This is a genomic window from Streptococcus parasalivarius (genome assembly GCF_054785155.1).
In genome coordinates, this window is sequence record NZ_BAABOB010000001.1 from 327,213 (window position 1) to 341,605 (window position 14,393).

At 39.3% G+C, this 14,393-nt stretch carries 16 protein-coding genes; 13 read left to right on the top strand and 3 right to left on the bottom strand.

Features of this window, described 5'->3' with window-relative positions; translation table 11 throughout:
* Window positions 1-5 precede the first annotated feature (5 nt).
* Window positions 6-1,235 carry a dihydrolipoamide acetyltransferase family protein gene (locus ACYVQ1_RS01635; protein WP_461249608.1) on the top strand — a complete coding sequence of 410 codons (1,230 nt, stop codon included), beginning with the start codon at window positions 6-8 and terminating at the stop codon, window positions 1,233-1,235.
* Window positions 1,236-1,416: 181 nt separating this feature from the next.
* Here the strand turns inward: ACYVQ1_RS01635 and ACYVQ1_RS01640 are convergent, their stop codons facing one another.
* On the bottom strand, window positions 1,417-2,010 hold the full coding sequence (locus ACYVQ1_RS01640) for a class I SAM-dependent methyltransferase (RefSeq protein WP_461249609.1): 594 nt from the start codon (window positions 2,008-2,010) through the stop codon (window positions 1,417-1,419).
* Between the two features lie 155 nt (window positions 2,011-2,165).
* On the opposite strand from ACYVQ1_RS01640, the gene ACYVQ1_RS01645 reads away from it, so the two are divergent.
* The 3 genes from ACYVQ1_RS01645 (at window position 2,166) to ACYVQ1_RS01655 (ending at window position 4,021) form a co-directional block, all read left to right on the top strand.
* Complete coding sequence (locus ACYVQ1_RS01645; protein WP_461249610.1) at window positions 2,166-2,753, top strand: TetR/AcrR family transcriptional regulator; 588 nt, start codon at window positions 2,166-2,168, stop codon at window positions 2,751-2,753.
* 110 nt (window positions 2,754-2,863) lie between these two features.
* On the top strand, window positions 2,864-3,175 hold the full coding sequence (locus tag ACYVQ1_RS01650) for a hypothetical protein (protein ID WP_037600327.1): 312 nt from the start codon (window positions 2,864-2,866) through the stop codon (window positions 3,173-3,175).
* Between the two features lie 96 nt (window positions 3,176-3,271).
* Window positions 3,272-4,021 (top strand): CPBP family glutamic-type intramembrane protease, encoded by a 750-nt coding sequence (locus tag ACYVQ1_RS01655; protein WP_461249611.1) that lies wholly within the window; start codon window positions 3,272-3,274, stop codon window positions 4,019-4,021.
* A gap of 257 nt (window positions 4,022-4,278) precedes the next feature.
* Here the strand turns inward: ACYVQ1_RS01655 and ACYVQ1_RS01660 are convergent, their stop codons facing one another.
* Together ACYVQ1_RS01660 and ACYVQ1_RS01665 are read right to left on the bottom strand one after the other, a co-directional pair.
* Entirely contained in the window at window positions 4,279-4,476 is a 198-nt protein-coding gene (locus ACYVQ1_RS01660) for a hypothetical protein (RefSeq protein ID WP_048674353.1), read from the bottom strand.
* A gap of 99 nt (window positions 4,477-4,575) precedes the next feature.
* On the bottom strand, window positions 4,576-4,995 hold the full coding sequence (locus ACYVQ1_RS01665) for an SP_0198 family lipoprotein (protein ID WP_461249612.1): 420 nt from the start codon (window positions 4,993-4,995) through the stop codon (window positions 4,576-4,578).
* A gap of 188 nt (window positions 4,996-5,183) precedes the next feature.
* Here ACYVQ1_RS01665 and ACYVQ1_RS01670 point away from each other — a divergent pair, with 188 nt between their 5' ends.
* The 9 genes from ACYVQ1_RS01670 (at window position 5,184) to cas9 (ending at window position 14,247) form a co-directional block, all read left to right on the top strand.
* Window positions 5,184-5,576, top strand: a complete 393-nt coding sequence (locus ACYVQ1_RS01670) for a YbgA family protein (protein ID WP_461249613.1) — start codon at window positions 5,184-5,186, stop codon at window positions 5,574-5,576.
* Window positions 5,573-5,935, top strand: a complete 363-nt coding sequence (locus ACYVQ1_RS01675) for a TIGR02328 family protein (protein ID WP_461249614.1) — start codon at window positions 5,573-5,575, stop codon at window positions 5,933-5,935. The genes ACYVQ1_RS01670 and ACYVQ1_RS01675 overlap by 4 nt, the downstream gene beginning before the upstream one ends.
* Window positions 5,936-5,947: 12 nt before the next feature.
* Window positions 5,948-6,325: a hypothetical protein gene (locus tag ACYVQ1_RS01680; RefSeq protein ID WP_461249615.1), complete on the top strand. Its 378-nt coding sequence runs from the start codon at window positions 5,948-5,950 to the stop codon at window positions 6,323-6,325.
* A gap of 4 nt (window positions 6,326-6,329) precedes the next feature.
* A complete protein-coding gene (locus ACYVQ1_RS01685; protein ID WP_461249616.1) occupies window positions 6,330-6,692 on the top strand; it encodes a hypothetical protein in 363 nt (120 codons plus the stop codon).
* A gap of 115 nt (window positions 6,693-6,807) precedes the next feature.
* Entirely contained in the window at window positions 6,808-7,407 is a 600-nt protein-coding gene (locus ACYVQ1_RS01690; RefSeq protein WP_461258400.1) for a lysostaphin resistance A-like protein, read from the top strand.
* A 26-nt stretch (window positions 7,408-7,433) separates the two neighbouring features.
* Window positions 7,434-8,075, top strand: coding sequence for a GDSL-type esterase/lipase family protein (locus ACYVQ1_RS01695; protein ID WP_461249618.1), 642 nt, complete (start codon window positions 7,434-7,436; stop codon window positions 8,073-8,075).
* A gap of 95 nt (window positions 8,076-8,170) precedes the next feature.
* The gene (locus tag ACYVQ1_RS01700) at window positions 8,171-8,785 is read left to right on the top strand and encodes a DUF2140 domain-containing protein (RefSeq protein ID WP_247915871.1); all 615 of its coding nucleotides are present in this window, start codon (window positions 8,171-8,173) and stop codon (window positions 8,783-8,785) included.
* Window positions 8,786-9,024: 239 nt separating this feature from the next.
* A complete protein-coding gene (locus ACYVQ1_RS01705) occupies window positions 9,025-10,686 on the top strand; it encodes a SulP family inorganic anion transporter (RefSeq protein ID WP_461249619.1) in 1,662 nt (553 codons plus the stop codon).
* A 141-nt stretch (window positions 10,687-10,827) separates the two neighbouring features.
* Window positions 10,828-14,247 carry a type II CRISPR RNA-guided endonuclease Cas9 gene (gene cas9 / locus ACYVQ1_RS01710; protein ID WP_461249620.1) on the top strand — a complete coding sequence of 1,140 codons (3,420 nt, stop codon included), beginning with the start codon at window positions 10,828-10,830 and terminating at the stop codon, window positions 14,245-14,247.
* The last annotated feature ends 146 nt before the right edge of the window (window positions 14,248-14,393 follow it).

Sequence of the window (14,393 nt, forward strand, 5' to 3'; positions counted from 1 at the left end):
CGCTTATGGCAACAGAAATTTTAATGCCCAAGCTCGGCCTAACCATGACTGAAGGACTCATTCAAAAGTGGTTGGTCCAAGTTGGTGATACAGTAACAAGTGGTCAGCCTTTATTGGAAATTAGTTCTGAAAAATTGACTAGTGAAGTCGAATCCCCTGCTTCTGGGGTTGTTCTAGACATTGTGCATGGTGAAGGTGTTACAGTTAAATGTAAGGAAGTTGTTGGATGGGTTGGTCAGGAAGGAGAGGATGTAGGAACCCAAGAGGCTCCTGCACAAGAGGAAGCTCCAACTGAAGTCGCTAAAGATTCAACACCGTCTAGTCCTAAATCTACTACAGCACCTATAGCTCGTACTAGTGGTGAACGCATTTTCATTACACCGGTGGCTCGTAAGATGGCTGCTGAGAAAGGCTATGATATCTCCCTTATTAAAGGGACAGGTGGAAATGGTCGTATTACAAGACGTGATGTAGAAGCTTATCAACCAAGTCTTGTTGCTGATAAGGTTGTAGAACCTCTACCACAAGCTATGACCTCAGGCCAATACGGTGAGGGACTCCAAGGCATGCGTAAGATTATTGCCGAACGTATGATGAACAGTCTTCATTCTTCTGCTCAAGTGACACTCCATCGTAAGGCTGATTTGACTGAGCTTTTGAAATTCCGTAAAGAACTTAAGGCCAAGGTCCATACTCCACTTGAAAATGGTGAACTAGGTATCACAACTCTATTAACTAAAGCAGTAACCAAAGCTTTGAGAGATTTTCCAGCTTTGAATGCTTGGTATGGTGGCGGCATTCATCAGATTCAAGAACGCATTCATATTGGTATGGCAACAGCTTTGGATGATGGTTTGGTTGTCCCTGTGATTCGAGACGCAGACCGTATGACTTTAGCAGATCTTGGTCAAAGCATTAAGACTCTGGCTAATCAAGCTCGAAAAGGTACACTTCCATCTGACCTATATAGTGGTTCTACTTTCTCAATTACGAATCTAGGGGGGCCAGGTGTAGAATACTTTACACCAATCCTTAACTCCCCAGAGGTGGCAATTCTTGGAGTAGGAGCAACTCAACAAGCTTTGGCATTTAATGAGGAGGGAGAGGTTGTTCAAAAAGACTATCTTCCATTGAGTCTGAGCTTCGACCATCAAGTCATCGATGGCCTTCCAGCAGCTGAATTTTTAGCACAAGTTATATCTTATCTGGAAGACCCGTATCTCCTTATTTTCTAACAGAATTATCCATTTGTAAGATGCAATTGTGGACGAATAGGACTTGCTAGAGGTAGAAAAGTAAAGTAATTGTTGATGTTCCACAACCTAGTATGAAGAGAAGACAAAATTAGTCTTCTCTTTTCGTGTTTTGCTAGGGTTGAGACATTGGATTTGATTAAGGAGTTTCTTATTAAATTTCCTAATCACCCTTAGTGACAATATACAAAACCCATTTTTGATGCTGTCTTTCTTCAATCTTTGAAAAGCCAATACTTGTTAACAACTGCCTCAATTCATGGCTTGTCCCATAATCTGTCATATGATACTTAATTTTTTCTTTTTCGGAAGCAATAATCAGAGTAGAATGATTGGACATGACTCGATAGATTTCCTGAAAACTCTCTTTTAAATCTTTCCAGAAAATATGGGTCTGAATGGCAAAGACAAGATCAAAATAGTGATTTTGGTAGGGGAGGTTTTCGACCTTGCCAACCATCAGCTGGACACTATCGTTTTCTATTGACTTTAAAAGCATCCGTTTAGCAGTTTGATAAGACTCCTTGGAAATATCAATGCCATGAATGTCAAGATTTTTATCTAAAGCAAGTAGGTTTTTGATAGTGCTACCACCGCCATAACCGACTTCTAAAATACGACTATTGTTAGGGATAGTGGTTTGTTTTATTGCCCAAAGGCTGAGTTCCTTAAAATAGGACGACCAGATGTTGGTAATCACTCGGCCAACAAGACCACTCGGATTTCTAGATTGCTTTATAAGATATTGAATGAGCATGTTCCCTCCCATTTTTGAAAATAAAGTTTGAAATATAGATGATTTAAATTCAAACTTTATTATAGAGAAAGCTAGTAAGAATAGCAAGAAAAAATGAAATATACAGGTATGTATTTCAAACTTATGCTACAATTGGTAGTAACTGAGGTGTTCACATGAATCAATATCAAAAGACGACTGAGAAAAAGAAGCAAGCGGTTATTCAAGCAGCTTTGCGTTTGTTTAAAGACAAAGGTTTTAAGGAAACGAGTATAAAATCTATTGCAGAGGTAGCAGAAGTATCACCTGTTTCTATCTACAATTATTTTGGGAGCAAAGATAATTTGGTGGCTCTCTGTGTTAATGACTTGTTTGAAGAAATAACCCAACAAGCTGAGGACATTTTAAATAGCAATCTAGATTTTAAAACAAAATTAGACCAGGCTTTTGCCCTATGTCAGGAGAAAATGAGTCAGCAAATCTCGGACTATTTTCAAGATAAAACGGTGGAAGATTCTGTTTTCTCAACTCTCCTAACGAAAGCAATAACTGCAAAAAAACGTGACATCTATCGTGCTTATATTCATCTCGGAAAAGCAGAGGGCCTTATTGCTGAAGACCTATCGACAGAGCTTATCTTAAATGTCATGGATGCTCTTAATGGTATGGGAAATCACTTAGCCCATAGTGACAATTTAGAGACAGAGGTTGAGCAAATTCATCAGATCTTTTTGTACGGTATTTTAGGAAAAAAGAAATCATGATTTTCCTAATTCTATTATTGTTCACAGCTAGCAACATCCCATCCCAATCAGTTGTATATTCTCATGCATGGGTGTGAAATTTACTATATAAAGATAAAGAGGAGCAAGTTATGGAATTAAAAGATTTTACAGAACAAGAACAAAAGCAAATCGAAAAAGGTTTGAGCACAGCTGAGATTTCTGATAAGGAAGCGGCTAAGAAGTTGCTCGCTCTCGTACCACAAGAATGGATTAAACGTATTCCTTTCTTTGTCAGAGGGCATGCGACGACTAAGACAGTCGAGCGTGTAGCCAAGCAATATCCTGAACTTTATGCAGTGGCTAAGCGCCAAGGGGACCTTCCTGAAAAAGAGAGAGAAGAGTTACGTAAGATTATGACAGACATCTTTGAAGAAAAGATGAACAAACACAAGATTAAATAAGATTTTTAAAGACAATGTGTTTATTTCTACAATTACGAATCAACCTTCCATAAAAAAGAGATACTGTCAATTTTACCATCCCGTTACGGAGAAAAAATGAGCAAATTTATTTCAAAACAATCAGTCGCTATCTGGTATGTACTGTCTGCCCTCTTTGCTACATATATAGTAGGGCAAGTTATCCTATGGTGTTTCCCAGACAGGAGTAGTCTGGGTGCCTCACTACTGTTTATCCTAATGAACTGTGTTCCCCTGATTATGGCGGCTGTCTTTTCTCTTGTGTTGAGTGAAGTCAAATCCTTGGGTGAATTTTTCAAAAAGGTCTTTCTTCAAAAAGAAAGTCCCCTGTCCTGGATTCTAGCTCTCTTCATTCCAGTCATCTACTATGGAATCTCATTCTTTCTCAGGAATGTTAGCTTTACTGGGAACACCCTCTTGGCCTTCTTACTATATTTTCCCTGGACCTTTTTATATGGGGGGCTGGAAGAAGTAGGTTGGCGTTGGTTTTTACAAGAACATCTTTACTTTAGTAAGCACTTTATAACTAAAATGATGGTTCTTTCTATTGTCTGGTTCCTCTGGCATATCCCTATCTATCAACTCCCTTGGATTACAGCAGGTTCCTCCAACTATCTCATTTTTTACCTGATGATTTTAGGAAATACTTTTCTATTTGGAGCTCTCAAAGAGTATTCGAAAGGAGCTGCTCCTTGTATCCTTGCCCATATGCTGATCGATAGTCTGGCTGTCCTTATCCTAGTTCAGAGTTCTCTTACTCAGATTATCCTTCTGGTTATTTTCGAAATCCTACTAGCCTCTTGGCTGGTGGCGGTACGAAAATCATAGAAATAGAGTTGAACCTCCCACTGAATTTCGGTGGGAGCTTTTCTTTCCTATCTGTTGATATAATAACACAGTTTCATTTTTAGGAGGTGACTCGTTTGGCCAAGGATACATTTCATCATCAAAAGGCTGAAAAAGAGAGAGAAGAGCTCCGTAAGATCATGACAGACATCTTTGAAGAAAAGATGAACAAACACAAGATTAAATAATGTTGTATCAAAAGAGGTATAAGCCTACAAACTTATACCTCTTTCATATCTTTACTTCTTACTTGATTTGGATAGGGTGATGGCAACCATTGTCGCACACAGGAAAAAGGCTGCTAGTAAACCTTTTGTAGTCGTGGTCATAAAGGGTTTATCAAAGACATAATAATTATATACAGAAAATCCCAGTCCAATAAGAGTTACAATAATCGACACAACAAATAGCGTCACCCATAATCTTCTTTGAGTCATCGTAAACCTCCTGTTTGTATTCGTTTTCTTTCTGTCTATAGTATAACATAAAAAACCTTAGCTAAATTCCAGAGAGTGGTTTGGCTAAGGTTTTTGATATTATTTGGTCAAGACAATCGTATCGTTTGGATCACGGTCATTATCTTCAATAGTCAGCTGATTGCCGTCAAGTTTATAGTGTTTGGTATCGTCACCAATTGTTAAACTTTGATTGTCGGAGTTAACTGTCACAGACTTGCTTTCCTTCTCGCCATCTGCTTCGTCCTCTTCCCAAGTTCCAGTATTTCCAGAGATGGTTAGAGTAATACGATCATTTTCATCAGTCCCTTTATAGGTACCATCTAGCCCTTCAGTCTGTTTAGAGGCTTCAGAACTTTGTGAAGATGAAACCTTGCTTGAACTTTGTTGGGTGCTAGCAGAGCTTTCAGGTGTTTGAGCTTTCTGGTTTGAGCAGGCTGCTAAAAGACCAAGAACTGCCATAGAGGCAAGAGAAAGTGTGAGTTTTTTGGACAATGTCATAGGCTTTGTCTCCTTTCTTTGATACCTTAAGTATAGCAAACGCTTATACATAAACCAAGTAAAAACCTTTTTCTGAAACTAGATGCAACTATCCTTAGCAAAATGACTCCCCACTAGCAAAATCATACTCTATTATCCCCCTTTAAACTATGCTATACTGATAAAAAAGCCATTAAGGAAGGTCTCTAATGACAACAATTAATCCCCGTCGCCAGTGCGAACGACTTTGGGCAGCCAATAAGTATCTGGTGCTCAGCCATTCAAACAAGATTTACTTAGAAATCCGTAACTATCTCAAGAATGATGAGGTTAGTTTGGATCAGGTTCAGGCCTACATTGATCAAGCCCTGGACCTTCCTGAAAATCCTGGTCAGGTCGTCAATGCCTTTCAACATATCTGGGGGTATTTTAAGAAAAAGGCGACTGCCAGCGAGAAGGAAATGTTTATGGCCCAACTGGATAGCTATGCGGCAGGCCAAATTCCTCAGCAGTGTTTGGTAGAATCCGTCAAAGAGCTCCTCATCAAGTACCCAAATCGCTATCTGGAGGAGTCAACCTTAATTAATGGGGGTGCAAAATGAGATTGTGGCATCAAGAGCTGATTTCAAAATTGCCCCGTCAGCAATTATTAGGGCAGCACCGAGAATGTTGCGCCCTTCGTGGTAAGGGATGGCAACGAAAACATGCTACGGTTAACTATGTTTTTGAGTATTCACCATATCGTTTGTTTAAATACCATGAGCTTATTATGCAAGAAATGGCGGAACGTGGCTATCGTGTCAGCCCCGAGTGGTTGGACAAGGAATACCGAGGCAAGCAGATGCCAGCCTACGATAAGCTTGAAGCGGAGAAGCTACCAGTCATCATTTACCCAGAGCATGATGCTGCCTATTTAGAGGAATGTCTGGACAATCTCAAGCAAAAAGGAATAGTCATCTAAAGGAGGAAAACGATGCATTTATTTAAGTGGTTAGCATCTAAAAAGAAAGCAGCAGAAGGCCTTGTCATGCGTATTTCGACAGCTGATCAGGTAGACTATGCGACGATTACAAACCCAAGTGACAGTGATATCTGGGATGCTTTGGTGCAACTTACAGTATCCTACGATAGTCTCTATCTCACTTATAGCGAAAAAGGGTCAATGAGTTTTATCTTTGTTGAATCCGAGGATGACAAGTATCGCTTGGAACACGACACACCTGAGCTAGGATTAGAATTGACAAATGTCGCACGTGTATCCCAACAAGTTGCCAGAGACATCCTTATTCGCTTTTCTAAAGAGCAAACAGTGATTTTGGACGACCATTGGAAGCAAGAGAAAGTAAGGTAGTCCTATGGCATATCTTACCCCAGAAATCAGACGTAAGAGACTAAAAGGCTTTTGCTTAATCATTGAAATCATTTGTCTGGTTCATTTTGCTATCATTGTCCCGCGAGACCGGATTTTTACTCCTGAAAAATGGGCTCGTACCCCAGATCACATGCGCCATAAACTCATGTGGAGTTTTCACCGGCAGTATCAGCTTGAGGGCATGACGAGAAAAGAAGTTGAGAAACTCTTGGGCAAGGGGAGTGATCTTCAAGGAAGTGTTGAGTACAAGCTGAAGGACGATTGGATTGGTGGGTGGCGTGTTTACCATATTGACTATAAGCAAGACCGTGTGATTCGTGCCAAAGAAACGTGGCAAGACTGGTGAAAATGGGCTTTTTCTTCCCCTAAAAGTAGTATAATCAAGGTGTAAAGGTAATCGTTTTCAAAAGAACGAAGCTGTCTTTTGATTAGAAATGGAGGACAAACTTATGACCCTATTTATGTCTAAACTGATGAGCGGTATTATGGAACTGCTCATAGTCTCTGTCATTCCTTTTATCACTTGGCTGATTTGGCGCAGGAAAAAGGTCGGTTTCTTTGACTGGATTGGGTTGAAGAAAGTTGAGAGTCAGATGAAGAGGCGATTACTACTGACCATTTTGGGTATTAGTCTACTTTTTCTTCTTTTTTCGATTGTGGTCTTTAGTTGGTTTGACTCTAGCCAAACGCCCACAGCAGCTTTTTCTGGAAAGGGAATTGGAGCTCTTCCTGCTATTCTAGCCTATGCTATCTTAGGGACTGCCTTGCCAGAAGAAATCTTCTTTAGAGGTTTTCTATTAAAAAGGATGCAAGGAAAACTAGGATTTCTAGGAGCAAATCTGGTTCAGTCTCTCTTATTTGGGCTCGTCCATGGGTATATGTTTATCCAACTAATCGGCGACCTAAAAGCTATGGCTATTTTTGCCTTTATTAGTCTCATAGCTTTCGTTTTGGGTGCTATCAATGAGAAGAAAGCAAATGGCTCCATTCTTCCAAGTGTCTTTATCCACGCACTGGCCAATACGATTGTAGGCCTTCTCTTTGCCTTCTCCCTCATTTAGATAAAATTATATAGAAGAAAGTTATCATGGATGAATTAAAAGATATCAAACTTAAAAACTATCAGTACTTAAATGAGGTCGCCATCAAGGGGGAGACGCTCTTCACGGGTTCCTCTCTCATGGAGCTCTTTCCCATTTGTGAAATTGCTAGGAGTAGAGGTATCGACGATATCATCTACAATCGAGGCATCAGTGGTTTGAATACGGATGAATTTCTCCAGCATATCCATCCTCTACTTTTGGATCTGCAACCGAGCAAGGTTTTCATCAATATCGGTACCAATGACATGACCGAGGAGCCTTATGGAGATCAGTGGTTCCAACATATGACGGCAAATATCAGCCAAATTCTGGAGCAAATACTTGCTATTTTGCCCCATACCAAGATTTACCTGATGGCTTTTTACCCAGCCAATCTACATCTGCCTTGGCAGACACCGGCATCTATCCAGTGGATGAAACTGCGGACTCCTGAAAATCTTGACCGCTGTAACCAGGCTCTTGAGGAAATCGCCAAAACCTATGGCTGCCACTTCATTAATTGTAATGCTGAGCTGGTCAATGATAGGAAAGAGCAGAAGGCTGAGCACACCTATGACGGCGTCCACCTTTATGCCAATGCTTACTTAAAAGTTTTTGAAGTTCTGGAGCCATATCTTCTGCATTAAGAAAATATGAGAGAATTTCCAGTTCTTACTCGCTTTTTTCCCTTGATTACAGTACAATAGACGTCAAAAGTGAAAAATTGAAATGAGGTATCCCTATGTGGAAATGGTTTAAACGACTCATTGTCCTCGTCATTGTGCTCTTTTTTGCAGTGGCGGCTCTACTTATTCCGGACAAGATCGACAGTCAGGACCAATTAAAAAATGTATCAACACAAACATCCCTTGCTGATTTAGCCCAGGCTGGTATTGGTGGGGCGTCCCTTTCATCAGGCGGGGTTTCAACTGAGATTAATCTTGACAGTAATCAGTTTCGTCAAATCCTAAAAGCAAGCATGGCTGATTCTAATGACGAGACCTTGCAAAACAGTAGCGTAGAGTTGAATGATTCCTATCTAACAGCTAAGGTTCCCGTATCTCTTGGGCCTATCGGATCAACATTTAGCCTTGATTTTACGGTCAGCACTAACAAGGAAGTCATCCTACTAGACTTAGCAGGTGCCCACCTGGGTCGCCTTCCAGTTCCAAAATCACTGGTTCTTCCTTACCTCAAGAAGAGCATTGCCCAGTCCAGCAGTGGTGTTCGCATGGTTAATGACCAAATTCAGCTCAAGCTTCCAGAAATCGGCTATGAAATTGAGCAAGCCTCTGTGACCAATAGCAAGATGAAGGTTAAACTTAACATTCCGATTTCCTTGCCAACAAGTTGGTAATCCATAATAAATCTTTCAAAACAAGTCCATAGTCTGGACTTGTTTTTTGATACCTTCACTTCTAAACTAAGAAAGTTAAAAAATTCTTGAAATAATAGCTTTAAATCCCCCAATCCCCTAGAAAATGAGCTTTTCCTATGCTATCATAAGATTGTAAAATTGATAAGCGTCTGACACTCATTGAAAAAGAGTTATTTCACTGAGTTAAAGAGTTTTAGGATAGTAGTTAGGAGGAAAAAATGGACGCTTTAAAATATATCACACCCAAATTTTTCACTACCATCAGGAATTATTCCAAGGGACAGTTCATCAAGGACCTGATTGCAGGAATTATCGTGGCTATCATTGCCCTGCCCTTGTCGATTGCCCTTGCCATTGCCTCTGGTGTCAATCCCGAACAAGGTCTTTACACAGCAGTTGTTGCAGGTTTTTTTATTTCCTTTTTAGGAGGTAGTCGGGTTCAGATTGGTGGACCTACCGCAGCCTTCGTTGTCATCATCTATGGCATCATTGCCCAGTATGGTATGGCTGGTTTGACCCTTGCCACGCTCATGGCGGGACTCATGCTTATTATCATGGGGCTCCTGCGTTTTGGTGACCTGATCAAGTTCATTCCCAAAACCATCACACTTGGTTTTACCTTGGGGATAGCTGTTGGGATTGTGGCTGGACAGGTTAAAGATTTCCTGGGCCTTGAGATGAAGTCCGTGCCAGCTGAGTTCTTAGAAAAACTTCTAGCTTATGGGGAGCATCTTTCAAGCATTAGTTGGGCGACCCTAGCCATTGGTATCTTGGCCCTAGTCATTCAAATCTTTTGGCCACGCCTTTCTCAGAAAATTCCAGGATCCCTGGTTGCCATCCTTGTAACCACAGCCATCGTAGCTTTTGGTCATCTCCCAGTCAAAACCATTGGTGATCTTTACACCATCAAAGCAGGACTTCCAAGTTTCACAGTTCCTGATCTATCATTTTCTTTGATTCGTCAAATGATGTCGCCAGCCTTCACCATTGCCATACTAGCAGCCATTGAATCCCTACTTTCTTGCGTTGTTTCAGACGGGATGATTGGTGGTAATCATCGCTCTAATGCTGAATTGATTGGCCAAGGTGTTGGGAATATCATGTCAGCCCTCTTTGGCGGGATTCCTGCAACGGGTGCCATCGCCCGTACCGCAGCCAATGTCAAAAATGGAGGACGGACACCAGTAGCGGGGATGGTTCATGCCCTTACCTTGCTTCTGATTTTACTCTTTCTCATGCCTTATGCCTCATTGATTCCTATGACCTGTCTGGCCTCAATCCTAATGATTGTCGGTTATAACATGAGCGGTTGGCGTACTGTCGTTCGTATGATTCAACGTGCTCCTAAGAGTGACGTAGCAGTCCTTATAGTAACCTTTATCTTAACTGTTTTCTTTGACCTAGTGATTGCCATTGAATTCGGTATGGTTCTGGCAGCCTTCCTCTTCCTCAAACGGATGTCGGACGTAGCCCAAGTCCGTCAGTGGGTGGACAAGGGGAATCTAGAAGATCCTATATTGTCTGAGGACAGCGACTTGAAACAAGTCCCTAAAAATGCAGTCGTATATGAAATCTTCGGTGCCCTCTTCTTTGGTGCAGCCAATAACTTCTTGAATGTGATCAATGATGAAACTAAGAATGTTCTCATCCTACGCATGCGAAACGTTCCAGCCATGGATATCTCTGGTCTGGATGCTCTTGAGGAAACGCTTGCTATCTGCCAAAAACGTGGCATGACCTTGCTTCTTTCTCACGTTAACGCCCAACCCTACCGAGTTCTCGAAAAATCAGGCTTCATCCAGACTATCGGTCCAGATAATATCTGCGAGTCGACGGACCAAGCCCTTGAAAAAGCAGTAGCCCTAGCAAAAGAAGCCTAGACAAATCCATTTTGCACAAGAAGAAAAAGCCAGTTCAACTGAACTTGGCTTTTTAAAATATTAACAGCGCTAACAAAATAATGTTGTGAATTTTCAGATATTATTGTAAAATATTAGAAAAAAGAATAAGGAGATTTTTAAATGAGCGACTTAGTTTTAGGACTTGATATCGGTATAGGCTCTGTTGGTGTAGGTATCCTTAATAAAGTGACAGGAGAAATTATCCATAAAAACTCACGCATCTTCCCAGCAGCTCAAGCGGAGAATAATCTAGTACGTAGAACGAATCGTCAAGGAAGACGATTGACGCGACGTAAAAAACATCGTAGAGTTCGTTTAAATCATCTGTTTGAGGAAAGTGGATTAATCACCGATTTTACGAAGGTTTCAATCAATCTTAACCCATATCAATTACGAGTTAAGGGCTTGATCGATGAATTGTCTAATGAAGAATTGTTTATCGCTCTTAAAAATATGGTGAAACACCGTGGGATTAGTTACCTCGATGATGCCAGTGATGACGGAAATTCATCAGTAGGAGACTATGCACAAATTGTTAAGGAAAATAGTAAACAATTAGAAACTAAGACACCGGGACAGATTCAGTTGGAACGCTACCAAAAATATGGCCAATTACGTGGTGACTTTACTGTTGAGGAAGATGGAAAAAAACATCGCTTAATTAATGTCTTTCCAACATCAGCTTATCGTTCAGAAGCCTTAAGGATACTACAAACCCAACAAGAATTTAATCCACAGATTACAGATGAATTTATTAATCGTTATCTCGAAATTTTAACTGGAAAACGTAAATATTATCATGGACCAGGTAATGAAAAGTCACGGACTGATTATGGAAGGTATACTACTAAGAAAGATTCTGAAGATGAGTACATAACTTTAGACAATATTTTTGGTATCCTAATCGGGAAATGTACATTTTATCCAGAAGAGTATAGAGCAGCAAAAGCATCTTACACGGCTCAAGAATTCAATTTGCTAAATGATTTGAACAATCTAACAGTTCCAACAGAAACCAAGAAGTTGAGCGAAGAACAGAAGAATCAAATCATTAATTATGTCAAAAATGAAAAGGCAATGGGTCCAGCGAAACTCTTTAAATATATCGCTAAGCTACTTTCTTGTGATTTTGCAGATATCAAGGGATACCGTATCGACAAATCAGATAAGGCTGAGATCCATACTTTTGAAGCCTATCGAAAAATGAAGACATTTGAAACCCTTGATGTTAAGAAAATGGCAAGAGAGGAACTTGATAAATTAGCCTATGTCTTAACATTAAATACGGAGAAGGAAGGTATCCAAGAAGCGATAGAGCATGAGTTTGCTGATGGGACCTTTAGTCAGGAGCAAGTTGACGAATTGGTTCAATTCCGCAAAGCAAATAGTTCCATTTTTGGAAAAGGCTGGCATAATTTTTCTGTCAAACTGATGATGGAATTAATCCCAGAATTATATGCGACGTCAGAAGAACAAATGACTATTCTGACACGACTAGGAAAACAAAAAACAACTTCGTCTTCGAATAAAACAAAATATATAGATGAGAGACTACTAACTGAAGAAATCTATAATCCTGTTGTTGCTAAGTCCGTCCGTCAAGCTATTAAAATCGTAAATGCAGCAATTAAAGAATATGGAGACTTTGACAATATTGTCATCGAAATGGCTCGTGAAACAAATAAAGATGATGAAAAGAAAGCTATTCAAAAGATTCAAAAAGCCAACAAAGATGAAAAAGATGCAGCAATGCTTAAGGCTGCCAACCAATATAATGGAAAGGCTGAATTACCACATAGCGTTTTCCACGGTCATAAGCAATTAGCGACTAAAATCCGCCTTTGGCATCAGCAAGGAGAACGTTGCCTTTATACTGGTAAGACAATTTCAATCCATGATTTGATAAATAATCCTAATCAGTTTGAAATAGATCATATTTTACCTCTTTCGATTACCTTCGATGATAGCCTTGCCAATAAGGTTTTGGTTTATGCAACTGCTAACCAAGAAAAAGGACAACGAACACCTTATCAGGCTTTAGATAGCATGGATGATGCATGGTCTTTCCGTGAATTAAAAGCTTTTGTACGTGAGTCAAAAGCACTGTCAAACAAGAAAAAAGAATACCTTCTTACAGAAGAGGATATTTCAAAATTTGATGTTCGAAAGAAATTTATTGAACGAAATCTTGTAGATACAAGATACGCTTCAAGAGTTGTCCTCAATGCCCTTCAAGAACACTTTAGAGCTCACAAAATTGATACAAAAGTTTCCGTGGTTCGTGGGCAATTCACATCTCAATTGAGACGCCATTGGGGAATCGATAAGACTCGTGATACTTATCATCACCATGCTGTGGATGCGCTGATTATTGCTGCTTCAAGTCAGTTGAATTTGTGGAAAAAACAAAAGAATACCCTTGTAAGTTATTCAGAAGAGCAACTACTTGATGTTGAAACAGGTGAACTTATTAGTGATGATGAGTACAAGGAATCTGTATTCAAAGCCCCTTATCAACATTTTGTTGATACATTGAAGAGTAAACAATTTGAAGACAGTATCTTATTCTCATATCAAGTGGATTCTAAGTTTAATCGTAAAATATCAGATGCCACTATTTATGCGACAAGAAAAGCGAAATTAGATAAAGAGAAAAAAGAATATACTTATACTTTAGGGAAAATAAAAGATATCTATGCTTTAGGGACAAAAACTCCTTCTAAAACGGGATTTTATAAGTTTTTAGATTTATACAAGAAGGATAAATCCCAATTTTTAATGTTTCAGAAGGATAAAAGAACTTGGGATGAAGTAATAGAGAAGATATTGGAACAATATCAACCATTTAAAGAATGCGATAAAAATGGAAAAGAGTTTGATTTCAATCCTTTTGAAAAATATAGAACTGAAAATGGACCTATTCGCAAATATAGTCGAAAAGGCAATGGACCAGAAATTAAAAGTCTGAAATACTACGATAATCTCCTAGGAAAATTTGTTGATATAACTCCTTCAGAAAGTAAAAATCCTGTAGCTTTGCTATCTTTGAACCCTTGGAGAACAGATGTATACTACAATACAGAAACAAGAAAATATGAATTCTTGGGATTAAAGTATGCAGATTTGTGTTTCGAAAAAGGAGGTTCTTACGGCATTTCAGAAGTTAAGTATAATAAAATAAGAGAGAAAGAAGGGATTGGTAAGAAATCTGAATTTAAGTTTACATTGTATAAGAATGATTTAATTTTAATTAAGGATACTGAAACAAATCGTCAACAAGTCTTTAGATTTTGGTCTCGTACTGGGAAGGATAATCCCAAAAGTTTTGAAAAGCATAGAATAGAATTAAAACCTTATGAAAAAGAAAGATTCGAGAAAGGAGAAGAACTTGAGGTATTAGGAAAGGTACCACCTTCTTCTAATCAATTGCAAAAGAATATGCAGATAGAAAATATTTCTATTTACAAGGTAAGAACGGATGTCCTAGGAAATCAGCATATCATCAAAAATGAGGGTGATAAGCCTAAGCTAGATTTTTAATATTAATTGTTAAAAAGTGTTGCAATTATAGTTATCATATATTATAATAATCGTGTAAGGGACGCCTTACACAGTTACTTAAATCTTGCAGAAGCTACAAAGATAAGGCTTCATGCCGAAATCAACACCCTGTCATTTTATGGCAG